Raw genomic sequence first — 20,562 nt, forward strand, 5'->3', positions numbered from 1 at the left:
CTTCAGGCCCAGGGGGCGTTGCCATACAGCTGGGCCGCCGTGATGCCCGTGTCCAGCCGCGTCAGGGGCAGCGGTGGCGGCTGCAGCGGCATGCGCAGCCGCTGGTAGGCGCCTTCGCTGGACAGGCCGTAAGGCTGGGCGTCCGCGTTGTCGAAGGCGAAGAAAACCTGCTCGGCCCCGGCCATCACCAGCGCCGCCAGGCACATGGGGCAAGGGTGGCCGCTGGCGTAGATGGTGCAGCCAGCCAGGCTGGGGTTGGCCTGGGCGCGCGTGCCTGCGCGCAGCGCCTGCATTTCGGCATGGGCGCTGGGGTCATGGCTTTGCACGATCTCGTTGACGCCGGTGGACAGGATCTGCCCCTCGCGCGCGAGCAGGGCGCCGAAGGGCCGGCCGCCCCGCAGGCGGTTGTCGTGCGCCAACTGCACGGCATGGCGCAGCAGGCGGATGTGTTCTTGTTCTTGCATGGGGATGGCTGGGCAATCGGGAGCTGAGGCCGCAGTCTAGGACGGGGGCCATCAATTGGAAAATTAAATGATCAAATGCCGGGCAGTGACAAAGCCACTGAAATCCGCCCACGCCCCATGCAACCCTCTTCCATAGACCCCACCCTGCTGCGCAGCTTCTGCGCCGTGGCCGAAACCGGCAGCTTCACGCGCGCGGCGCAGGGCGTGCACCTGACCCAGTCCACGGTCAGCCAGCAGATCCGCAGGCTGGAGGAGCAAATGGGCTGCACGCTGCTGGACCGCAGCGGGCGCCATGTGGAATGCACGCTGGAAGGAGAGCGCCTCCTGGCCTATGCGCAACGCATCCTGGCCCTCATGGACGAGGCCGTGGAGCAGTTGGCCGGCGCCACCGAAGCCGTGCTGCGCATCGGCGTACCAGAGGACTTTGCCGGCCATGCCTTGATGCCCGCCTTGGGCGCGCTGGCGCGCAGCCAGCCGCAGTTGCGCCTGGAGCTGACCAGCGGGTTGTCGCAGGCGATATGGCAGCAACTGCAGGCCGGCGAGCTGGACCTGGCCATCGTCAAGCAGCGCAGCGGTAGCACGCCCGGCATGGCGCGCTGGCCCGAACCGCTGGCCTGGATAGACAGTGCGCGGCATCCCTGCCACGGGATGGATCCCTTGCCCCTGGTGGTATTTCCGCAGGGCGGCCTGTACCGCAGCGAGATGACGCATGCGCTGGATGCCGCCGGCCGGCGCTGGCGCCTGGCCTATGTGAGCGCCAGCCTGGCCAGCCTGGAAGCCGCCGTGGAGCAGGGCCTGGGCATCAGCCTGCTGCCGCGCCGGCTGGTCGGGCCCGGCCACCGCCTGCTCGACGGCATGGCCGGCTTCGCCCCCGTGCCTGATGTGGAGGTGGCACTGCATGTGCGCGCCCCGTTGTCGGCGCCGGGGCGGCGCCTGGCCGAGCGCCTGAGCGAGGTGTGCGAGGCGTTGCTGTCGCCTGCCGCTGGCGAAGCCTGAAAAAATCCCCGCCGTGGCGGGGATGGTCAGTGGGTGACGCGCAGGCTCAATCCATCGTCAGGTTCTGCTTTTGCACCACGTCCTTGTAGACCGCCAGTTCGGCCTTGATCTCTTCAAAGAAATGCTCGGGCGTGTCGGCCACGATCAGCGAGCCGGTTTCCTCGATGCGCTTCTTGATGGCCGGGTCCTGCAGCACCTTGCGCGTGGCGGCGTTGACCTTGTCCACGATGTCGCGCGGCAGGTTCTTGGGGCCGACGATGCCGTAGTAGGCCATGCGGTTGACGGGGGCCAGGCCCACTTCCTTGAAGGTGGGCACATCGGGCAGCGCTGCCAGGCGCTGGGGCGCGGCCACCACGATGGGCACCAGGCGCTTTTCCTTGACGAAGCCCAGGGCTGAGGGCAGGTTGTCGAAGATCAGCGGAACCTGGCCGGCCACGGCGTCGTTCAGCGCGGGGCCGCTGCCACGGTAGGGCACGTGGGTGATGTCGGTGCCAGTGGACAGCTTGAACATCTCCATCATCAGATGGGTGATGCTGCCGTTGCCGGGCGAGGCGTAGGAGTACTTGCCGGGGTTCTTCTTCACCTCGGCCAGGAACTCCTGGTAGTTCTTGCCCGCGAACTTGGGGTTGGCCGCAATGATGTTGGGCGTGGCTGCGATGTTCACGATGGGCGTGAAGTCGGTCAGCACGTTGTACGGGATCTTGGGGTTGATCGCCGGGTTGGTGGCCGTGGTGGACACGGTGGCGATGCCCAGGCTGTAGCCATCGGGCTGGGAGCGCGCCGTCTCGGCCGCGCCGATGCTGCCGCCGCCGCCGCCCTTGTTCTCGACCACCACGGGCTGGCCCAGGGCGCGGCCCAGCGGCTCGGCCACGATGCGCGCGATCAGGTCGGTGGTGCCGCCGGCCGCGAAGGGCACGAGCAGCTTGATGGGCTTGGTGGGGTAGCCCTGGGCATGGGCTGCGCCCGAAAGCGCGAGGGCGCCGAGGATGCCGGCGAGCGCGATGCGGGAGGTGTGAGTCATGGTGTTGTCTCCTTGAATGGATGTTGTGGACGTTTGTTGTGAGGCACCGACGGGTGGGAGGGCGTGATTCTTTAGGACATTCGTATGGCGGTGCTTGGGCTGAGAAATGTGGAGGAGGTGTTGCGCGGCGCTGGCGATCAGACCACGCCGCGCGAGCGCAGCGCCTGGATGGCCATGGGCGCAATGCCCAGCTCGCCCAGCACTTCATCGGTGTGCTGGCCTAGGGAGGGCGGTGCGCTGCGCAGCACGGGCGGGGTATCGCTCAGGCGCATGGGGCTGGCCACGCCGGCGATGCGCGAGATGCCGTCGCCGGCCTCGCGCGGCAGCTCGACGCGTATGCCGCGTGCGCGCACCTGCGGGTCGTCGAAGGCCTGGGCGATGGTGTTGATGGGGCCGCAGGGCACGGCCTTGTCTTCCAGCAGCGCAATCCATTCGGCCGTGCCGCGTGTCTTCATGAGGGGCACCATCCGCTCCAGCAGCGCCTGGCGGTTGCGCACACGGGCGGTGTTGGTGGCAAAGCGCTCGTCCTGCGCCCAGCCGGCTTCGCCGACGGCGGCGCAAAAGCGCGCGAACTGCCCGTCATTGCCAATGGCCAGCAGCACGTTGCCGTTAGCCGTGGCGAAGTCCTGGTAGGGCGCCAGGCTGGGGTGGATGTTGCCGGCACGGCCCGGCGATTCGCCCGTGGCCAGAAAGCCGGCGGCCTGGTTGCCCAGCACGGCCATGCCCACGTCCAGCAGGGCCATGTCGATGTGCTGGCCCCGGCCCGAGGCCTGGCGCGCATGCAGCGCGGCCAGGATGGCATTGCTGGCATACAGGCCCGTGAAGACGTCGATCACGGCCACGCCCACCTTGAGCGGGCCGCCTCCGGGCGCCTCGTCGGCATGGCCGGTGATGCTCATCAGCCCGCACATGGCCTGCACCATGAGGTCGTAGCCCGCGCGCTCGGCATACGGGCCGGTCTGGCCGAAACCCGTGACCGAGCAATAGATCAGGCGCGGGTTGAGCGCCTTGAGGCTTTCGTAGTCCAGCCCGTACTGCGCCAGGCCACCGACCTTGAAGTTCTCCACCAGCACGTCGGCCCCGGCCGCCATCTGGCGAATCAGCTGCTGCCCATCGGGGGTGGACATGTCGATGGTGACCGAGCGCTTGTTGCGATTGCAGGCCGTGAAATAGCTGGCCTCCTGCGTGGCCTGGCCATCGTCGCGCGCCAGGAACGGAGGCCCCCAGTGGCGCGTGTCATCGCCGGCCACGGGCCGCTCGACCTTGATCACGTCGGCGCCCAGGTCGGCCAGCGTCTGCGTGCACCAGGGCCCGGCCAGCACGCGGGAAAGATCAAGCACCTTGATGCCGGCCAATGCGGCCGGCGCGGAGGATGTGGAGGACATGAGAGGGAAGAAATATGAGCGCGCCCGATGCCGCTGGTAGTTCAGCTCAGGGCTTGAGCTTCCATCACCCATAGCGTGTGACACGGGCGTGGAACAGGCCAGGGACGCCGAGCAAGAGCCGCCTCGCGTCGAGGGCGTCGTCCCCCTCCGCGAAGCGAGAAGGGGGAAGGCGCGAAGCGCCTCAGGGGGTCAGTTGGCAAAAGCTGCGATGCCAGTCTGAGCCCGGCCCAGGATCAGCGCATGCACATCGTGCGTGCCTTCGTAGGTGTTGACCACTTCCAGGTTGACCAGGTGGCGGGCCACGCCGAACTCGTCGCTGATGCCGTTGCCACCCATCATGTCGCGCGCCATGCGGGCAATGTCCAGCGACTTGCCGCAGTTGTTGCGCTTGATCAGCGAGGTGATCTCGATCACGTTCTGGTGCTCGTCCTTCATGCGGCCCACGCGCAGCGCGGCCTGCAGGCCCAGGGTGATCTCGGTCTGCATGTCGGCCAGCTTCTTCTGGATGAGCTGGTTGGCGGCCAGGGGGCGGCCGAACTGCTTGCGGTCCAGCGTGTACTGGCGCGCCGTGTGCCAGCAGAACTCGGCTGCGCCCAGGGCGCCCCAGGCGATGCCGAAGCGTGCGCTGTTCAGGCAGGTGAAGGGGCCCTTGAGGCCGCGCACCTCGGGGAAGGCGTTTTCCTCGGGAACGAAGACATCGTCCATCACGATCTCGCCCGTGATGGAGGCGCGCAGGCCCACCTTGCCGTGGATGGCCGGGGCCGACAGGCCCTTCATGCCCTTGTCCAGGATGAAGCCGCGGATCTCGCCCACATGGCCGTCCTCGGTCACTTCCTTGGCCCAGACCACGAACACGTCGGCCACGGGGCTGTTGGTGATCCACATCTTGTTGCCCTTGAGGCGGTAGCCGCCGTCCACCTTGTAGGCGCGGCTGGACATGCTGCCGGGGTCGGAGCCGTGGTCGGGCTCGGTCAGGCCGAAGCAGCCGATGAACTCGCCGCTGGCCAGCTTGGGCAGGTACTTGTTCTTCTGGTCTTCGGTGCCGAATTCATTGATGGGCACCATCACCAGCGAGCTTTGCACGCTGGCCATGGAGCGGTAGCCCGAGTCCACGCGCTCGATCTCGCGCGCCACCAGGCCGTAGCTGACATAGTTCAGGCCGGCGCCGCCGTACTGCGTGGGGATGGTGGGGCCCAGCAGGCCAAGCTCGCCCATCTCGCGGAAGATGCTAACGTCGGTCTTTTCGTGGCGGAACATCTCCAGCACGCGGGGGGCCAGCTTCTCCTGGCAGTAGGCATGGGCCGCGTCGCGGATCATGCGCTCGTCTTCGCTCAGTTGCTGGTCGAGCTGGAAGGGGTCATCCCATTGGAAGCTGTTGCGGGCCATGGCGTGGTTTCTCCAAAAAACAAAGAGGTCAAGGGCGGGTCGCTGCCATATGCCAAAGCCGGGCAGGCTGTGGCCATGGAGCGTTGTTGCGACGCATCTTAGAAGCGGGCCTGCGCGTGGCGCAAACGATGTTTGTTCATCCATGAATGCGTAAAACGCATGTATGAATGGGTTGTTGCGGGTTATTCCCTATGATGTGAGGCTCTGAAGTGCATTGAATTCATGAGATATGCGTAGAGCCCTGCCATCCACCCAAGCCCTTGCCTGCTTCGAGTCGGCCGCCCGGCACATCAGCTACACGCGTGCGGCGCAGGAACTGTCGCTCACGCAAAGCGCGGTATCGCGCCAGATCATTGCGCTGGAGGAGTTCCTGGGCGTGCAGCTGTTCCGGCGCACGCGCCACGGCGTGCTGCTGACGGAGGCGGGCACGCAGTACGCCCAGCAGGTCTCGCGCTGGCTGCACGGCCTGGAGCGCGACACGCTGGATATCATGGCCCACCAGGGCGAAGGCGGCCCGCTCAATCTGGCGGCCGTGCCCACCTTCGCCACGCGCTGGCTGCTGCCGCGCCTGCCCCAGCTGGCGCGCGAGCATCCCGAGGTCACGGTGCACATCGACGTGCAGACGCGGCCCTTCCTTTTCGCCGATACCGTGTTCGACGCCGCGCTCTATGCAGGCACGCCCGAGCAGGTGGCGCGCTGGCCCGGTGTGCAGGCGCAATGGCTGATGGACGAAGAGGTGGTGCCCGTGTGCAGCCCGCAACTGCTGGCCACGGCCCAGGCGCGCGAGCCGGGCCGCGCCTGGCTGCCCGTGGGCGCGGACATCGTGGCCCGGATGCCGCTGCTGCAGCAAAGCACGCGGCCCTACGGCTGGCAGCAGTGGTTCGATGCCATGGGCGTGGCCGCGCCGCGCGCGCTGGACGGCATGCGGCTGGAGCTGTTCTCCATGCTGGCCGTGGCGGCCAGCCAGGGCCTGGGCGTGGCGCTGATGCCACCCATGCTGATCGAGCAGGAACTGGCGCGCGGTGACCTCATCATTGCCTGCCCGCAGCCGCTGCGCGGCAACCGTGCCTACTACCTGGTCACGCCGGCCCTGGCGCCCGATGCGCAGCCCGCGCCCGCCCTGCGCGTGTTCTCTTCATGGCTGCAGCAGCGCGCCAGGGAGCACCGGCCTGCCTGAAAATTAAGCAGGCTTCGGATTGTTCAACGATGACAGTCACTTAACTGACTTATCCTTGCTGCTGGTGGCGCTTGTCCACAGGCTTGTGGGGGTGTCTCTGGGGAAAACCCGCAATCGCGCTCAAAACCAGGGCAGCACGGCCAGGCACAGCGGCATGACCACGGCCGTGGCCACGCCGTTCAGGCCCATGGCCAGGGCCGAGAAGGCGCCCATGGTCGGATTCACCTGCAGCGCGCGTGCCGTGCCAATGGCGTGGGCCGTAAGTCCCAGGGCAAAACCCTGCACGGCCGGGTCATCGCTGCGCACCAGGCGGATCAGCAGCGGCGCCATCATCGTGCCCGCAATGCCGGTGATGGCCACGGCCACGGCCGCCAGCGAGGCCGGCCCGCCAAAGCGCTCGGCCATGGGCAGGGCGATGGGAATGGTGGCCGACTTGGGTGCCAGCGCCACCAGCGTCTGCACCGTCGCTCCCAGGCTCCAGCCGATCAGCAGTGCCGACAGCAACGCCACCACGCAGCCCACGGCCAGCGCCACGCTGATGGGCAGCCACAGCGCGCGGATGCGCTCGCGCTGGGCGTACAGCGGAATTGCCAGCGCGACGGTGGCCGGGCCGATCAGCAGCCCCAGCAGCGAGACGCCGCTGCGGTAGCTGGCATAGGAGGTGCCCGTGGCCAGCAGCACGCCCACGATGACGACGACGGCCGTGAACACGGGAATCAGGAGCGGATGGTTGCCGCTTCGGCGGTACAGCGCCATGGCCGCCAGGTAGACGGCCATGGTCAGCACCAGCCAGGGCAGATGGGCGGTGGAGGCATTGCCGTACAGCGACTCCCAGGCGCTTTGCCAATGGGTGGTGAGCGTGCTCATGCCTTGTCTCCCCGGCTGGCGGCCGCTTCGCGGGCGCGCTGGCGCTCCAGGCACCAGCGGAAGGTGAAGGCCGTGGCCAGGAAGGTAATGGCCGCACCCGCCACGCAGGCGATCACGAAGGGCTGCCATTCGCGCGACAGCCGGTCGAACTCCAGCATCACGCCTGCAATGACGGGAATGAACAGCAGCATCATGTTTTGCAGCAGCACGCCGGCGGCCTTCTCCAGCGACTCGGGCAGGCGGCCGTGCAGCAACAGCGCCGCCAGCAGCAGCAGCGTGCCCACGAGCGCGCCCGGAAGCGGCAGCCCCGTGAGCTGGACGATGGCCTCCCCCAGCAACTGGAAGGCGAACAAGGCGGTGATGGCATACAGCATGAAAACCTGAATTCCTGGGTCAGATGGGTGAGGGAGCGGCCAATGGCGCGGGGGCGGCAAGAGCGTGGAGCGCCCGTTGTCGGGCCGGGGCCTGGCCCTGGCGCCTGTGGGACGCCGCCGCAAAGCGTGCAATCATCGCCCACAACTCGAAAAAAGGTGCGGCCACCGATTGCGCGGCTTCCCGGCCAGGGCTATGTTTGCATCCGTGCCCCCGAGAGTCCTGGGGCATGAGACTTTGAATTGCGAAGGAGTAGCGATGGCCGAAACCACATATCACGCACCCGTGTACGAGCCGACGGTGGATGAACTCGAAGTGCTCAAGAAGCTGGAGATGGGCGAGCCCGTGTCGCTGGAAAGCGCGGCGCGCGAGCATCTGTCCAAGAGGCTGCGCGAGCGTGGACTGGTCGAAGTGGACAGCAGCCATCAATGGCACATCACGGCAGCAGGGCGCGCGCAGATCCGCCGCACGGATGCCTGAGGCGAGGTGTGTCAGGCGCCTTCCGAATCGAGGGTTTTCCCTTGGATCTGGAGGTTGCCTGATTTGCAGGCAGCTTAGCCTGCGGCCAGTGAATGCAAGCACTTGGACGCCTCGTTCACTTGCTGTTCACTGATTATCCACAGGGTTGTTCAATGGATCTGTGGAGAAAGAAAGCCACCTCAGGGTGGCTTTTTTCATTGGCTTTCACAGGCCCAGGCCGTGGGCGCACCGGGCTGGTGCCCGCGCTGGGAAAGGGCTGCATGACGGTGGTGCAAGTGCCGCTTTTCAGAGGGAAAGTGCTGAATTTGACGCAGGGCTGCAGCTCTGCCTGCGGGCTGGGATGGTGCTGCTTCAAGCAGGCTTCAGCATGGGCCAAGGTCCAGGCCTGGCAGGCCTTGAGAGGCGGTTGATGCCAAAGTTGTGCACAGGTTGGGCCCTATGCGGCGAAAAGCGCGCAGGCGTCATCCCGCCCAAGGCATGAGGACGCAGGATCGGTGCAGGCTGGAGGGCCTTGAAATGCAGTGCAGCCGTTGAACACGGCTGGATGCAAAGGGGCTTGAGGTTTGTGCGGACGCTGTGAAGACAGCGGCCGGAAAAGAAATAGCCGAAAAAGCAGGGGACTGCTTTTTCGGCTACGTAATCTCTGGTGCCCGGGGCCGGAATCGAACCGGCACGCCTTGCGGCGGGGGATTTTGAGTCCCCTGCGTCTACCAATTTCACCACCCGGGCTACTTAGCGCAGGGGCGAATTATGGCACAGTGTGAGGCTATGAAAATTTATCCGACCATCGAAGACGCCATCGGCCGCACGCCCCTGGTGGCATTGCAGCGCATCGGTGCGCAGTCTCGCCAGGAACGTGGCAACGTGGTGCTGGGCAAGCTGGAAGGCAACAACCCGGCCGGTTCGGTCAAGGACAGGCCGGCCCTGTCGATGATCCGCCGCGCCGAAGAGCGCGGCGACATCAAGCCCGGCGACACGCTGATCGAGGCCACCTCGGGCAATACCGGCATTGCGCTGGCCATGGCCGCCACGATCAAGGGCTACCGGATGGTGCTGATCATGCCCGAGGACCTGTCCATCGAGCGTGCCCAGACGATGAAGGCCTATGGCGCCGAGCTGATCCTCACGCCCAAGAGCGGCGGCATGGAATATGCACGCGACCTGGCCGACCAGATGGTGGCCCAGGGCAAGGGCGTGGTGCTCGACCAGTTCGGCAACCCCGACAACCCGCGCATCCACTACGAGACCACCGGTCCCGAGCTGTGGGAGCAGACCGGCGGCGAGATCACGCATTTCGTGAGCGCCATGGGCACCACGGGCACGATCACCGGCGTGGCGAAGTTTCTCAAGGAAAAGAACCCGGCCATCCGCATCGTGGGCGCCCAGCCGGCCGAGGGCTCGCGCATCCCCGGCATCCGCAAGTGGCCCGAGGAGTACATGCCCAAGATCTACGACGCCTCGCTGATCGACGAGACCGTGCTCGTGGGCCAGGACGATGCCGAGGACATGGCGCGCCGCCTGGCGCGCGAGGAAGGCATCTTTGCCGGCATCTCGGCGGCGGGCGCCTGCTGGGTGGCCCAGCAGATTGCCGAGCGCGAGAACAACGCCACCATCGTCTTCGTGGTCTGCGACCGCGGCGACCGCTATCTGTCCACGGGCGTCTTCCCCGCCTGACACAGCGACAGGCCCGCCACCTGGCGGGCCTTCTTGCTTGCATAGAGCCAGGACAGCAAAAAACCAGGAACAGCCCCATGCACTATGAAACCCGCTATTGCACGCACTGCGCAACGCCCCTGCAGTGGGTGATCCAGGCCGAGGACGGCGGCGATGTATCGCGCCTGCGCTGCCCCGAGTGCGGCTGGACGCACTGGAACAATCCCACGCCGGTGCTGGCCGCCATCGTGGAGCTGGACGGCAAGGTGCTGCTGGCGCGCAATGCGGCCTGGCCCGAGAAGGTCTTCGGCCTGATCACGGGCTTCATGGAAGCCGGCGAGTCGCCCGAGGAGGGCGTGGCACGCGAGGTGGCGGAGGAAACCGGCCTGCAGGCCGAGTCGCTGGAGCTGATCAGCGTGCATGAGTTCCTGCGCATGAACCAGGTGATCATCGCCTTCCATGTGCGCGCCAGCGGCCAGGTGCGGCTGTCGCCCGAGCTGCTCGAGTACCGCCTGCTGGAGCCCGAGAAAGTCCAGGCCTGGCCTTCGGGCACGGGCATGGCGCTGGCCAAGTGGCTGCGCAGCCAGGGGCATGATCCTGTGATCCGTGACTTCTGGAAGCGTGCCGAGCAGGCCCAGGAGGCTGAAGCGAGTCGCGCCGATCAAGACACTGCTGCTGGCCTCAGCCGCGATGCCGCCTAGAATCCCAGGCTCAAGAGGTGCATCCGATGGAAATTCACAAGGAAATCGACACGCGCGGGCTCAACTGCCCGCTGCCCATTCTCAAGGCCAAGAAGGCGCTGGCCGAACTGGACAGCGGCCAGCTGCTCAAGGTGGTGGCCACCGACACGGGCTCGCTGCGCGACTTCCAGGCCTTTGCCAAGCAGACCGGCAATGAACTGGTGGAGCAGCAGACCGTGGGTGCGGAGTTCATCCATATCCTGCGCCGACGCTGAGCGGCTGCACGCGGTTCGCTCCAAAGAAAAAGGCCTGCTTTCGCAGGCCTTTTGCATGGGGCAGGGGCGGCTCTGAGGCCCGGCCTCAGATGCTCAGGCCCTGCAGGTATTCGCGGAAGCTCGCGCCCACATCCTCGTGCTGCAGCGCCAGTTCCACCGTGGCCTGCAAAAAGCCTTCCTTGCTGCCGCAGTCGTAGCGCTTGCCCTGGTACTGGAAGGCGTAGACGGCTTCATGGGCCATCAGGCGTTCGATGGCGTCCGTCAGCTGGATCTCGCCGCCCACGCCCTTGGGCTGGTTGCGGATCTCCTCGAAGATGGCCGGTGTCAGCACGTAGCGGCCAGCCACGCCCATGCGCGAGGGGGCCTTCTCGGGCGCGGGCTTTTCCACGATCTTCTCGATGCGCATCAGCGAACCGCCGGCCGGCTCGCCAGCCACGATGCCGTAGCGCTTGGTCTGCTCCAGCGGCACTTCCTGCACGGCCAGCAGGGAGCGGCCCTGCTTGTGGAAGGCCGATGTCATCTGCGCCATCACGCCGGGGCCGCCAGGCTCGCCCACCATCAGGTCGTCGGCCAGCAGCACGGCAAAGGGCTCGTTGCCCACCAGCGGCTCGGCGCACAGCACGGCATGGCCCAGGCCCAGCGAGCGCGGCTGGCGCACGAACAGGCAGTTCATGTCGGCCGGGCTGATGCTGCGCACCAGCTCCAGCATGGCCTGCTTGCCGGCGTTCTCCAGTTCGTTTTCCAGCTCGTAGGCGGTGTCGAAATGGTCCTCGATGGCGCGCTTGCTGCGGCCGGTGACGAAGATCATGTCGCGGATGCCGGCCTCGTAGGCCTCTTCCACGGCGTACTGGATCAGCGGCTTGTCCACCACGGGCAGCATCTCCTTGGGAGAGGCCTTGGTGGCGGGCAGAAAGCGCGTGCCGAGCCCGGCAACGGGAAACACGGCTTTGCGGACACGGGTCTGATTACTCATGAAAATCTTGGGATTCAGGTGATGGAAAAAGCGTGCGGCTTTGCGTCTTCTTCGCTAAGTGTCTCAGCTTTCATTGTGCGACTTGATGCCCTCGGACGATGAAACTGGCGCAGCCCAAGATCAGGGACACCGAGGAAGGGCCTGAGCCGGCCGCGCCGCCCCGCGCCGAGGGTGTCGTCCCCCTCCCGCGAAGCGAGAGAGGGGGAAGCGGCACAGCCGCTCAGGGGGAGATTCCATGTCAACCCAGGCGGGCGAGTTGTTCCTGGATGCGGATCAGTGTGGCGCCGAAGTCGGCCACGCGCTTCTTTTCCTGGTCGATGACGGCCGGGGGCGCCTTGGCCACGAAGGCCTCGTTGCCCAGCTTGGCATTGGCCTTGGTGATCTCGCCTTCCAGGCGTGCGGCTTCCTTGGACAGGCGGGCCTTTTCGGCGGCCACGTCGATCTCCACGAACAGCGCCAGGCGCGCCTCGCCCACCACGCAGACCGGGGCGGCCTGGGCGGCCTCGGCCCAGGCGGCTTCGTCGTCGAACACCTTGACCTCGCTGAGCTTGGCCAGGTTTTGCAGCACGGCGGCATTGGTGCGCAGGAACTGTGCCTCGTCGGCCGAGCTGGCCACGGCCAGCAGCGGCAGGCGCTGGGCCGGCGACACGCCCATCTCGCCGCGCAGCGTGCGGCAGGCGTCGATCATCTGCTTGATGCGGCCCACGTAGGCGATGGCGGCCTCGTCGATCTTCTCGGGCTGGGCCTCGGGGTAGCGGGCCACGGCCACGGACTCGCCGGGCAGGCCGGCGACCGGGGCGACCTTCTGCCACAGGGCTTCGGTCACGAACGGGATGATGGGGTGGGCCAGGCGCAGGATGGCTTCCAGCGTGCGGATCAGCGTGCGGCGCGTGGCGCGCTGCTGGGCCTCGTTGCCGGTCTGGATCTGCACCTTGGCGATTTCCAGGTACCAGTCGCAGAACTCGTTCCAGACGAAGTCGTACAGCGCGTTGGCCACGTTGTCCAGACGGAATTCGGCAAAGCCCTTGGCCACTTCGGCCTCGACCTTCTGCAGCTGCGAGGCGATCCAGCGGTCGGGCTGGCTGAACTGCATGTAGCCCGCGAACTCGCCGCCGGCCTGGCATTGCTCCTTGGTGTGGGGCAGCAGGCCGCAGTCATGGCCTTCGCAGTTCATCAGCACGAAGCGGCTGGCGTTCCACAGCTTGTTGCAGAAGTTGCGGTAGCCCTCGCAGCGCTTGCTGTCGAAGTTGATGGAGCGGCCCAGCGAGGCCAGGGCCGCGAAGGTGAAGCGCAGCGCGTCGGCGCCGTAGGCGGGAATGCCCTCGGGGAATTCCTTTTGCGTGTTCTTGCGCACCTGGGGCGCGGTCTCGGGGCGGCGCAGGCCCTGCGTGCGCTTGTCCAGCAGGGTGTCCAGGTCGATGCCGTCGATCAGGTCCACGGGGTCGAGCACGTTGCCCTCGGACTTGCTCATCTTCTTGCCCTGGGCGTCACGCACCAGGCCATGCATGTAGACATGGCGGAAGGGCACGCGGCCCGTGAAGTGCGTGGTCATCATGATCATCCGGGCGACCCAGAAGAAGATGATGTCGTAGCCCGTGACCAGCACCGAGCTGGGCAGGTAGAGGTTGTAGTCATCGTCGGCCGCCTCGGTCTGGTTCGGCCAGCCCATGGTGGAGAACGGCACCAGGGCCGAGGAGTACCAGGTGTCCAGCACGTCCTCGTCGCGCGTGAGCGTCTTGCCGGGGGCCTGGGCGCGGGCTTCTTCCTCGGTGCGGGCCACGTAGACCTTGCCGTCCTCGTCGTACCAGGCGGGAATCTGGTGGCCCCACCACAGCTGGCGCGAGATGCACCAGTCCTGGATGTTGTTCATCCACTGGTTGTAGGTGTTGACCCAGTTCTCGGGCACGAACTGCACCTGGCCGCTGGAGACGGCATCGATGGCCTTCTGCGCGATGGACTTGCCCGTGGCATCGCCTTCGCCCACCTTGTTCATGGCCACGAACCACTGGTCGGTCAGCATGGGCTCGATCACCTGGCCCGTGCGCGTGCAGATGGGCACCATGAGCTTGTGCTTCTTGGTCTCGACCAGCAGGCCGGCCGCGTCCAGGTCGGCCACGATGGCCTTGCGCGCCACGAAGCGGTCCATGCCGCGGTACTTCTCGGGCGCCTCGTCGTTGATGGTGGCCGTCAGCGTCAGCACGCAGATCATCGGCAGGCCGTGGCGCTGGCCCACGGCGTAGTCGTTGTTGTCATGCGCAGGCGTGACCTTGACCACGCCCGTGCCGAACTCGCGGTCCACGTAGTCGTCGGCAATGATGGGGATCTCGCGGCCCACCAGGGGCAGGATCACGGTCTTGCCGATCAGCGCCTGGTAGCGCTCGTCCTCGGGGTGCACCATCAGGGCCGCGTCGCCCAGCATGGTTTCCGGGCGCGTGGTGGCCACCACGAGCTGGCCCGAGCCGTCGGCCAGCGGATAGGCGATGTGCCACAGCGAGCCGTCCTTTTCCTCGTTCTCGACCTCGAGGTCGGAGACGGCGGACATCAGCTTGGGGTCCCAGTTCACCAGGCGCTTGCCACGGTAGATCAGGCCCTGCTGGTACAGGCGCACGAAGGTCTCGTTGACGATGGACGACAGCTTGTCGTCCATGGTGAAGTACTCGCGGCTCCAGTCCACGCTGTCGCCCATGCGGCGCATCTGGCCGGTGATGGTGTTGCCGCTCTGGTTCTTCCACTCCCAGACCTTGCTCACGAAGTTCTTGCGCGCCTCGGGAGGCGTCGCGCCCATGTCGTGGCGGCTGGCGATGCCCTGCTCCTGCAGTTGGCGCTCCACCACGATCTGGGTGGCGATGCCCGCGTGGTCGGTGCCGGGCACCCAGACCGTGTTGTGGCCCTTCATGCGGTGGTAGCGCGTGAGGCTGTCCATGATGGTCTGGTTGAACGCATGGCCCATGTGCAGCGTTCCCGTCACATTGGGCGGCGGCAGCTGCACGGAGAACGATGGCTGGGATGCATCTGCCTGGCCCGTGCCGCGCACGCCGGCTGCGCCGTAGCCGCGCTTTTCCCATTCAGGGCCCCATTGGGCCTCGATGGCTGCGGGTTCAAACGATTTGGACAGGCTGTCGAGGCCTGGCTGGGCAATGGTGTCGCTCATGGCTTGCTTGCGGGGAATTGTGCGAATGGCGTTTGGCAAATGAAAACGGCATCCGTTGAAGGGATGCCGTCTGCATATGCGAAATGGATGACGGTTTGACGGGGATTCTACCGACCCCGTCCGTCTGCCTGTTCGCCGGGTCTTATTCAGGCCGCCGCATCGGGGACGAACTCGGGCCGGTCGTTGCTCTGGGGCTTGAGCGGCTGGGCGGCCTTGCCTTCGGCGCGTTCCTTGCGCCATTGCTCCTTGCGTGCCGTCCACTCGTTCAGGCGGGCGTGGGCAGTGGTGCTTTCGCGCGCCATCTGCACTTCGTCGGCCAGCTGGGCTGAGAGCTCCAGGCGGATGCCGTTGGGATCGAAGAAATAGATGCTCTTGAAGATGTGGTGGTCGGTCACGCCCAGCACCTCGATGCCATGCGCCACCAGGCGGGCCTTGGTGTTCTCCAGTTCCTCGACGGTGTCCACGCGGAAGGCGATGTGGTTGATCCACAGCGGCGTGTTGGGCGAGGGCAGGGCCTTTTCGTCGTCGCCGATGTCGAAGAAGGCGATGAACGACCCATCCTTCAGGCGGAAGAAGAAGTGCGTGTAGGGGCAGTACTCGCCCGTGCTGGGCACGTAGTCGCTCTGGATGATGTGATAGAGCGGCAGGCCCAGGATGTCCTCGTAGAAGTGGCGGGTCTCCTCGGCATCGCGGGCCTTGTAGGCGTAGTGGTGCAGCTGCTGCACGGCGGCGGGCGGTGGCAGCGTGGACAGGTCGGGACGGGCGCTTGTGTTCATCGAATGTCTCCTTGGTGGATGTCTTGATTCTACTATTCGTAATCAATTTACCTAAATGAAATGTCGCGATGGATGCAGGGATATGCGCGCTGCGGTGTTTGGTTCACCTGCGGCGCCGAGTTGCCGGCAGTACTTGACCTTCAAGTCACTTCACGCTTTCTCATGGAGGTCCGTGCCCCTGCCTGCCATGGACGCCATCGGTGCAGCGGCCCTCTGTTCACAACCGTTTTCAAGTCAAGGAATCTCATGAGCGACAGCCATCAGCACGGCGACGTGCGTGCCCTGCCGGAATCCCGCCTCTGGTTTGCCTTCGGATTGACCGGCACCTTCATGGTGGTGGAAATCATCGGCGGCATGGTCACGGGCAGCCTGGCCCTGATCTCCGACGCCATGCACATGCTGACCGATGCGATGGCGCTGCTGCTGGCCCTGGTGGCCATACGCGCCGGCCGCAAGGCAGCCGACCTGCTGCGCACCTACGGCTATGCGCGCTTCGAGATCCTGGCCGCCGCCGTCAATGCGCTGGTGCTGCTGGGCGTGGCCTTCTACATCCTGTATGAGGCCTACCGCCGGCTGTCGGCGCCTGCAGAAATCCAGTCCTTGGGCATGATGGCGGTGGCGGCCGTGGGCCTGGTGATCAACCTGCTCTCCATGCGCCTGCTGTCTGGCGGCAAGGACGAGAGCCTGAACGTGAAGGGCGCGTATCTGGAGGTATGGGCGGACATGCTGGGCTCGGTCGGCGTGCTCGCCGGTGCCGCGCTGATCTGGCTGACGGGCTGGCGCTGGATCGACTCGGCGGTGGCCGTGGGCATCGGCTTCATGGTGTTCCCGCGGACCTGGACCCTGTTGCGCGAGTGCATCAACATCCTGCTGGAAGGCGTGCCCTCGGGGATGAGCCTGCAGGCGGTGCGCGAGACGATTTCGGGCACGGCGGGCGTGGCAGCGATCCACGATGTCCACCTGTGGGCGGTCACGCAGAGCAAGCCCATGCTGACCGGCCATGTGGTGTTGCTGCCCGGCGCGGACGGCGAGCAGGTGCGCCGCGATATCGAGGACAGGCTGCAGGCCGGCTTCGACCTGCACCATACGACGCTGCAGATGGAGCGCGAGGACCGCTCCCCGTCAGAGCACATCCACTAGGATGCCCAGTCTTCATGGACCACACCCGGAGTGCACCGATGCTTGAGCTTCGACCCAACTGCGAATGCTGCGACAAGGACCTGCCGCCAGAGTCTGCCGAGGCTCGCATCTGCACCTTCGAGTGCACGTTCTGTGCCGGCTGTGCGGATCATGTGCTGCACGGCGCCTGCCCCAACTGCGGTGGCGAGCTGGTGGCCAGGCCGCGCCGGCCGGCGGACAAGCTGGAGCGGTATCCGGCCTCGACGAAGCGGGTGCTCAAGGCCGGCGGTTGCGCTGTACGGGCCTGATCCGGCACGGAGCCATCGATTGCAGTACCAGTACCACGATGGATTGCTGGAGCAGGTGCGCCTGGATGTGGCGGCCCGGAGCGTGGAACTGTGCTTCTTTCTCTATGCCGTGTTCGACAGGCCGCAGGCCAGGGTAGCCATCCGCTTTGAACGGATCGTCAACTTTCCTGCCGTGCAGGCGTACTTTGCCAACGTCCAGCGCGACGCAGCCGCAGAGATGGATGACTGCCTGGACCGCTGCGAAGTGCTGCAGCGGGATACGAAGAGGCCTTCGTCAGCAAGGGCGCAGCATCTGTTCTTGCAGCTGTCCCACTATGGGCGGCTGAAAATCCACTGCGAATCCGTTGTCGAGGAGCTTGTTCCAGAGCCGTAGCGGACCGCTGCGGGTTTATGCCGTGAAGGCGGGGCGCCTGCGGCCACGGAACGCAGCCTCCACCGCCAGCACGGCTGCAAAACCCATCACATAGGCCAGCACATCCCACCAGTCGGCCGTGCTGCCCAGCACGATGCGCAAAGCGCGGTTGGGAATGTGCAGCTGGAAGGTCGATGCCAGGAACTGGCCCAGCTCCACCAGCAGGCCCACGCCCAGCGCGGCCGACGCCAGCGGCAGCACGCGCGCGGCGATCACGGTCTTGAACACGGCATAGACCCAGGCCACGGCCATCACGTCGCCGAAGAAGCTGCGCACCCAGCCCCAGCGTGCGCCGACGGTGGCCAGCAGCACGAGCAAGACAAACAGGGCCACCGCCCACGCCAGGGAAACAGGATCAAAACGCCATCGCATGGCCGCCATCATCGGGCCAAAAGCGGGTCCGGTCAGCGAGCCTGGTGCGCAGTGCCTTGCGCAGCGGTGGCCAGCGGGTGCGCTATCCCGCCATCGCCGTAGCTGCCCACCACCTGGGCGATCACCACCTGGTAGCCCTTGAGCCAGCGCGCCTGTTGCTGCTTGGCTTCGAGGTGCGCAGGGTGGCGCATCAGTTGCTGCAGCGCCTCCCAGGTCTGCCAGTAGTAGACGTTGGAGACCAGGCCTGTGGCGGGGTTCTCCCAGGCCTCTTCGCCCAGGTAGCCGGGGATGGCGCGGGCGATCTCGGCGATCCGGCCGTCAAGGGCATGGAATGGCGCGTCGTATTCGCCCGGCGCGAAGGTGAAGGTGGATGTGTACATCGGTGGTTGGCAATCTGTGTGAGGGTGGCTGGCGCTAGATGCGCGGCGCCGCATCCATGGCACCGGCCAGCGGCTCCTGTCCGCGCTCGCGCAGCGCGCCGATGGCGCCTTCCAGGTCGCGGGCCTGCCGGTTCTGGCTGAGCTTGGCCTTGCCCTCCAGGCGGGTGATGCGGATCTGCAGGCCGACGATGGCCTGCAGCATGCCGTCGATGAATTCACGCGGCGAGTCGGACATCTTCCAGGGCTGGGCCTGCGATGCCTCATGGACCCGCGTGAGCCGCCCGACCAGGCCGCGCACGAATTTCTCGTCGTCATGGATGCTGATTTGCCCGTGCACATGCACGGCCTCGTAGTTCCAGGTGGGCACCAGGCGGTGCGTCTCGTGCTTGCTTGGATACCAGCTGGGCGAGATATAGCCTTCGGCGCCACGGAAGACGACCAGCACCTCGGCGCCGTCGCGGCACTGCTGCCACAGCGGATTGGCGCGGGCCACATGGGCGCTCAGCGTGCCCATCTCCCCTGGGTCCGCATCCAGCAGGAACGGCAGGTGGTTGGCGTCCAGCACGCCGTTGGCCTGGGTGACGAGCGTGCCCAGGGGGTGGCTGCGGATCAGACCGTGCAGGCTGTCGGAATCGGTGAGGGAAAAATGGGCGGGCGTGTACATGGGAGCTTCCTGGGCTGGTGTGCCGGCATCGGGGGAAACCGGACTATCCACCATCCCTGGCACAATGAAAAATCCAGTTTCGTGATTTTTTGGCAGACCAGTTGAAATCCGCTTTCACCCGCCATGCCGGCGCAGCGCCCGGCGCCCGCACCCTGCACGAATGGCTGAAATCACAGGTGGCCGACGGCAGCCTGGCCGTGGGCGCACGCCTGCCCTCCACCCGCGCCCTGGCGCTGGACCTGGGTGTGTCGCGCACCACCGTCACGGCCGCCTACGAGCAGCTTGCGGCCGAAGGCTATCTGGAGACCGCTCCAGGCAGCAGGGCGCGCGTGGCGGCTGGCGCGGCGCAGCGCAGCCGTGCGCGCAGCATGCCGGCAGCGGCCCAGCAGCATGGCCGTCCCCGGCTGTCTTCCTATGGGCAGCGGGTGGATGCGCTGGCGTCAGCCCTGCCACCGGCAGCAGGCGATGGTGGGCCGGCCCCGATCGACTTTCTCTACGGCGCCCTGGCCTTTGACGACTTTCCCACGCTGGCCTGGCGGCGCGCCTACAACCGCGCCATCGTGCAGCGCCAGTCTTCCCTGTCCTACGACGCGCCCGAAGGCGAGCCGGCGCTGCGCATGGCGCTGCAAGGCTATCTGCGCAGGGCGCGGGGGCTTGTCTGTTCGGCCGATCAGATCGTGGTGGTGCAGGGCTCGCAGCAGGCCATCGACCTGTGCGCGCGCGTGCTGGTCGATCCGGGCGAGACCGTGCTGATGGAAGAGCCCTGCTACCTGATGGCGCGCCGCGTGTTCGAGGCCCAGGGCGCATGCCTGCAGGAAATGGCCGTCGATGAACAGGGCCTGGATACCTCGGCGCTGGCCGGGCGCCAGGCGCGGCTGGCCTATGTCACGCCCTCGCACCAGTTTCCGCTGGGCGGCGTGCTGCCCATAGGCCGCAGGCAGCAGCTGCTGGCCTGGGCGCGCGCCACGGGTGCCTGGATTCTGGAGGACGATTACGACGGCGAATTCCGCTACGGGCTGCGCCCCATCGACGCCCTGCAGTCCATTGACGAGGTGGGTTGCGTCATCCATGTCGGCACTTTCTCCAAGGCCTTGTCCCCGCAGATGCGCATGGGCTACCTGGTGCTGCCGCCGTCCCTGGTGCCCGTGTTCCGGGAAGCCCGGCGGCTGGCCGACCGGCATGCACCGCGCCTGGACCAGCTGGTGCTGGCCGCGCTGATCGAGGACGGCAGCTACGAGCGCCATGTGCGCGCCGCCCGCCGCCGCAACGAAGGCCGGCGTGCGGCATTGCTGCAGGCGCTGGAGCGGCACCTGCCGGGTGCGGTGCAGGTCGAAGGCTCGGCCTCCGGCCTGCATGTGGTGGCCTGGGTGCCTGCCGTGCATCAGCGCGATGAGATTGCCCTGGTGCGGTTGGCGCGAGAGCGTGGCGTGGGCGTTCGCCCCATCTCGCCGCTCTATGCGGCCGGCGATGCCCATCGCCGCCAGTCCTGCGCCGGGCTGGTCCTGGGCTATGCGAGCCTGCAGCCGCAGGCCATCGAGCAAGGGGTGCGCAGGCTGGCGGGCGTGGTGCGGGATGGACAGAAAAAAGGCGGGGCCTTCGAGGCCCCGCCTTGCCGACGCTGAGGTTTCCGGGTACTGCCGCAGCGCCTGCA

22 protein-coding genes and 1 tRNA gene are annotated in these 20,562 nt (G+C 66.6%); 10 read left to right on the forward strand and 13 right to left on the reverse strand.

The genetic code is table 11. From position 1 onward, the window contains the following. Positions 1 to 2: 2 nt before the first annotated feature. Positions 3 to 464 carry a nucleoside deaminase gene (locus DACI_RS11025; RefSeq protein WP_012204126.1) on the reverse strand — a complete coding sequence of 154 codons (462 nt, stop codon included), beginning with the start codon at positions 462 to 464 and terminating at the stop codon, positions 3 to 5. A gap of 117 nt (positions 465 to 581) precedes the next feature. On the opposite strand from DACI_RS11025, the gene DACI_RS11030 reads away from it, so the two are divergent. Then, complete coding sequence (locus DACI_RS11030; RefSeq protein ID WP_043781180.1) at positions 582 to 1,460, forward strand: LysR family transcriptional regulator; 879 nt, start codon at positions 582 to 584, stop codon at positions 1,458 to 1,460. A gap of 46 nt (positions 1,461 to 1,506) precedes the next feature. On the opposite strand, the gene DACI_RS11035 is transcribed toward DACI_RS11030, so the two are convergent. The 3 genes from DACI_RS11035 to DACI_RS11045 form a co-directional block, all read right to left on the reverse strand. After that, the gene (locus DACI_RS11035) at positions 1,507 to 2,481 is read right to left on the reverse strand and encodes a tripartite tricarboxylate transporter substrate binding protein BugE (RefSeq protein ID WP_012204128.1); all 975 of its coding nucleotides are present in this window, start codon (positions 2,479 to 2,481) and stop codon (positions 1,507 to 1,509) included. Positions 2,482 to 2,618: 137 nt separating this feature from the next. Beyond that, positions 2,619 to 3,866 (reverse strand): CaiB/BaiF CoA transferase family protein, encoded by a 1,248-nt coding sequence (locus tag DACI_RS11040; protein WP_012204129.1) that lies wholly within the window; start codon positions 3,864 to 3,866, stop codon positions 2,619 to 2,621. Between the two features lie 189 nt (positions 3,867 to 4,055). Then, entirely contained in the window at positions 4,056 to 5,252 is a 1,197-nt protein-coding gene (locus DACI_RS11045; protein WP_012204130.1) for an acyl-CoA dehydrogenase, read from the reverse strand. 229 nt (positions 5,253 to 5,481) lie between these two features. On the opposite strand from DACI_RS11045, the gene DACI_RS11050 reads away from it, so the two are divergent. Beyond that, the gene (locus tag DACI_RS11050) at positions 5,482 to 6,429 is read left to right on the forward strand and encodes a LysR substrate-binding domain-containing protein (protein WP_012204131.1); all 948 of its coding nucleotides are present in this window, start codon (positions 5,482 to 5,484) and stop codon (positions 6,427 to 6,429) included. A 120-nt stretch (positions 6,430 to 6,549) separates the two neighbouring features. Here DACI_RS11050 and DACI_RS11055 read toward each other — a convergent pair whose 3' ends face one another. Both DACI_RS11055 and DACI_RS11060 read right to left on the reverse strand, forming a co-directional pair. Continuing rightward, on the reverse strand, positions 6,550 to 7,296 hold the full coding sequence (locus DACI_RS11055) for an LrgB family protein (protein WP_012204132.1): 747 nt from the start codon (positions 7,294 to 7,296) through the stop codon (positions 6,550 to 6,552). Further along, positions 7,293 to 7,670, reverse strand: coding sequence for a CidA/LrgA family protein (locus tag DACI_RS11060; protein ID WP_012204133.1), 378 nt, complete (start codon positions 7,668 to 7,670; stop codon positions 7,293 to 7,295). The genes DACI_RS11055 and DACI_RS11060 overlap by 4 nt, the downstream gene beginning before the upstream one ends. 256 nt (positions 7,671 to 7,926) lie before the next feature. Between DACI_RS11060 and DACI_RS11065 the strand changes: the two genes are divergently transcribed. After that, positions 7,927 to 8,148 (forward strand): hypothetical protein, encoded by a 222-nt coding sequence (locus tag DACI_RS11065; protein ID WP_012204134.1) that lies wholly within the window; start codon positions 7,927 to 7,929, stop codon positions 8,146 to 8,148. A 644-nt stretch (positions 8,149 to 8,792) separates the two neighbouring features. On the opposite strand, the gene DACI_RS11070 is transcribed toward DACI_RS11065, so the two are convergent. Then, positions 8,793 to 8,877 (reverse strand) — tRNA-Leu (locus DACI_RS11070). Positions 8,878 to 8,916: 39 nt separating this feature from the next. Between DACI_RS11070 and cysM the strand changes: the two genes are divergently transcribed. From cysM to DACI_RS11085, 3 genes are all read left to right on the forward strand, one after another. Continuing rightward, positions 8,917 to 9,822 (forward strand): cysteine synthase CysM, encoded by a 906-nt coding sequence (gene cysM, locus DACI_RS11075; protein WP_017407070.1) that lies wholly within the window; start codon positions 8,917 to 8,919, stop codon positions 9,820 to 9,822. 77 nt (positions 9,823 to 9,899) lie between these two features. After that, entirely contained in the window at positions 9,900 to 10,502 is a 603-nt protein-coding gene (locus DACI_RS11080; protein WP_012204136.1) for an NUDIX hydrolase, read from the forward strand. Positions 10,503 to 10,528: 26 nt separating this feature from the next. Continuing rightward, positions 10,529 to 10,756, forward strand: a complete 228-nt coding sequence (locus tag DACI_RS11085) for a sulfurtransferase TusA family protein (RefSeq protein ID WP_012204137.1) — start codon at positions 10,529 to 10,531, stop codon at positions 10,754 to 10,756. 85 nt (positions 10,757 to 10,841) lie between these two features. On the opposite strand, the gene galU is transcribed toward DACI_RS11085, so the two are convergent. The 3 genes from galU to DACI_RS11100 form a co-directional block, all read right to left on the reverse strand. Continuing rightward, a complete protein-coding gene (gene galU, locus DACI_RS11090; protein WP_012204138.1) occupies positions 10,842 to 11,729 on the reverse strand; it encodes a UTP--glucose-1-phosphate uridylyltransferase GalU in 888 nt (295 codons plus the stop codon). 238 nt (positions 11,730 to 11,967) lie between these two features. Next, entirely contained in the window at positions 11,968 to 14,880 is a 2,913-nt protein-coding gene (locus DACI_RS11095) for a valine--tRNA ligase (RefSeq protein ID WP_012204139.1), read from the reverse strand. Positions 14,881 to 15,026: 146 nt separating this feature from the next. Then, complete coding sequence (locus DACI_RS11100; protein ID WP_012204140.1) at positions 15,027 to 15,656, reverse strand: VOC family protein; 630 nt, start codon at positions 15,654 to 15,656, stop codon at positions 15,027 to 15,029. Between the two features lie 246 nt (positions 15,657 to 15,902). Here DACI_RS11100 and DACI_RS11105 point away from each other — a divergent pair, with 246 nt between their 5' ends. Genes DACI_RS11105 through DACI_RS11110 form a run of 3 tightly spaced genes read left to right on the forward strand, consistent with a single transcriptional unit; the run spans position 15,903 to position 17,456 of the window. Next, the gene (locus DACI_RS11105) at positions 15,903 to 16,796 is read left to right on the forward strand and encodes a cation diffusion facilitator family transporter (protein WP_012204141.1); all 894 of its coding nucleotides are present in this window, start codon (positions 15,903 to 15,905) and stop codon (positions 16,794 to 16,796) included. 38 nt (positions 16,797 to 16,834) lie between these two features. Continuing rightward, a complete protein-coding gene (locus DACI_RS31150; protein WP_012204142.1) occupies positions 16,835 to 17,083 on the forward strand; it encodes a DUF1272 domain-containing protein in 249 nt (82 codons plus the stop codon). Positions 17,084 to 17,102: 19 nt separating this feature from the next. After that, on the forward strand, positions 17,103 to 17,456 hold the full coding sequence (locus DACI_RS11110; RefSeq protein ID WP_012204143.1) for a hypothetical protein: 354 nt from the start codon (positions 17,103 to 17,105) through the stop codon (positions 17,454 to 17,456). Between the two features lie 15 nt (positions 17,457 to 17,471). Here DACI_RS11110 and DACI_RS11115 read toward each other — a convergent pair whose 3' ends face one another. The 3 genes from DACI_RS11115 to DACI_RS11125 are packed head-to-tail and all read right to left on the reverse strand — an operon-like array spanning position 17,472 to position 18,911. Next, positions 17,472 to 17,879, reverse strand: coding sequence for a ribosomal maturation YjgA family protein (locus tag DACI_RS11115; RefSeq protein WP_012204144.1), 408 nt, complete (start codon positions 17,877 to 17,879; stop codon positions 17,472 to 17,474). Between the two features lie 20 nt (positions 17,880 to 17,899). Then, on the reverse strand, positions 17,900 to 18,247 hold the full coding sequence (locus tag DACI_RS11120) for an antibiotic biosynthesis monooxygenase family protein (protein WP_012204145.1): 348 nt from the start codon (positions 18,245 to 18,247) through the stop codon (positions 17,900 to 17,902). 34 nt (positions 18,248 to 18,281) lie between these two features. After that, on the reverse strand, positions 18,282 to 18,911 hold the full coding sequence (locus DACI_RS11125; RefSeq protein ID WP_043781191.1) for an FMN-binding negative transcriptional regulator: 630 nt from the start codon (positions 18,909 to 18,911) through the stop codon (positions 18,282 to 18,284). A 101-nt stretch (positions 18,912 to 19,012) separates the two neighbouring features. Here DACI_RS11125 and pdxR point away from each other — a divergent pair, with 101 nt between their 5' ends. Beyond that, positions 19,013 to 20,533, forward strand: a complete 1,521-nt coding sequence (gene pdxR / locus DACI_RS11130) for a MocR-like pyridoxine biosynthesis transcription factor PdxR (protein WP_043781193.1) — start codon at positions 19,013 to 19,015, stop codon at positions 20,531 to 20,533. Positions 20,534 to 20,562: the final 29 nt, after the last annotated feature.

The sequence above is a fragment of the Delftia acidovorans SPH-1 genome, assembly GCF_000018665.1.
GTDB lineage: Bacteria > Pseudomonadota > Gammaproteobacteria > Burkholderiales > Burkholderiaceae_C > Comamonas > Comamonas acidovorans.

What these genes read in the sequence shown, in the direction of transcription:
- DACI_RS11025 (WP_012204126.1), bottom strand. Translation starts at nt 464, where the DNA reads ATGCAAGAACAAGAACACATCCGCCTGCTGCGCCATGCCGTGCAGTTG.
- DACI_RS11030 (WP_043781180.1), top strand. Translation starts at nt 582, where the DNA reads ATGCAACCCTCTTCCATAGACCCCACCCTGCTGCGCAGCTTCTGCGCC.
- DACI_RS11035 (WP_012204128.1), bottom strand. Translation starts at nt 2,481, where the DNA reads ATGACTCACACCTCCCGCATCGCGCTCGCCGGCATCCTCGGCGCCCTC.
- DACI_RS11040 (WP_012204129.1), bottom strand. Translation starts at nt 3,866, where the DNA reads ATGTCCTCCACATCCTCCGCGCCGGCCGCATTGGCCGGCATCAAGGTG.
- DACI_RS11045 (WP_012204130.1), bottom strand. Translation starts at nt 5,252, where the DNA reads ATGGCCCGCAACAGCTTCCAATGGGATGACCCCTTCCAGCTCGACCAG.
- DACI_RS11050 (WP_012204131.1), top strand. Translation starts at nt 5,482, where the DNA reads ATGCGTAGAGCCCTGCCATCCACCCAAGCCCTTGCCTGCTTCGAGTCG.
- DACI_RS11055 (WP_012204132.1), bottom strand. Translation starts at nt 7,296, where the DNA reads ATGAGCACGCTCACCACCCATTGGCAAAGCGCCTGGGAGTCGCTGTAC.
- DACI_RS11060 (WP_012204133.1), bottom strand. Translation starts at nt 7,670, where the DNA reads ATGCTGTATGCCATCACCGCCTTGTTCGCCTTCCAGTTGCTGGGGGAG.
- DACI_RS11065 (WP_012204134.1), top strand. Translation starts at nt 7,927, where the DNA reads ATGGCCGAAACCACATATCACGCACCCGTGTACGAGCCGACGGTGGAT.
- cysM (WP_017407070.1), top strand. Translation starts at nt 8,917, where the DNA reads ATGAAAATTTATCCGACCATCGAAGACGCCATCGGCCGCACGCCCCTG.
- DACI_RS11080 (WP_012204136.1), top strand. Translation starts at nt 9,900, where the DNA reads ATGCACTATGAAACCCGCTATTGCACGCACTGCGCAACGCCCCTGCAG.
- DACI_RS11085 (WP_012204137.1), top strand. Translation starts at nt 10,529, where the DNA reads ATGGAAATTCACAAGGAAATCGACACGCGCGGGCTCAACTGCCCGCTG.
- galU (WP_012204138.1), bottom strand. Translation starts at nt 11,729, where the DNA reads ATGAGTAATCAGACCCGTGTCCGCAAAGCCGTGTTTCCCGTTGCCGGG.
- DACI_RS11095 (WP_012204139.1), bottom strand. Translation starts at nt 14,880, where the DNA reads ATGAGCGACACCATTGCCCAGCCAGGCCTCGACAGCCTGTCCAAATCG.
- DACI_RS11100 (WP_012204140.1), bottom strand. Translation starts at nt 15,656, where the DNA reads ATGAACACAAGCGCCCGTCCCGACCTGTCCACGCTGCCACCGCCCGCC.
- DACI_RS11105 (WP_012204141.1), top strand. Translation starts at nt 15,903, where the DNA reads ATGAGCGACAGCCATCAGCACGGCGACGTGCGTGCCCTGCCGGAATCC.
- DACI_RS31150 (WP_012204142.1), top strand. Translation starts at nt 16,835, where the DNA reads ATGCTTGAGCTTCGACCCAACTGCGAATGCTGCGACAAGGACCTGCCG.
- DACI_RS11115 (WP_012204144.1), bottom strand. Translation starts at nt 17,879, where the DNA reads ATGATGGCGGCCATGCGATGGCGTTTTGATCCTGTTTCCCTGGCGTGG.
- DACI_RS11120 (WP_012204145.1), bottom strand. Translation starts at nt 18,247, where the DNA reads ATGTACACATCCACCTTCACCTTCGCGCCGGGCGAATACGACGCGCCA.
- DACI_RS11125 (WP_043781191.1), bottom strand. Translation starts at nt 18,911, where the DNA reads ATGTACACGCCCGCCCATTTTTCCCTCACCGATTCCGACAGCCTGCAC.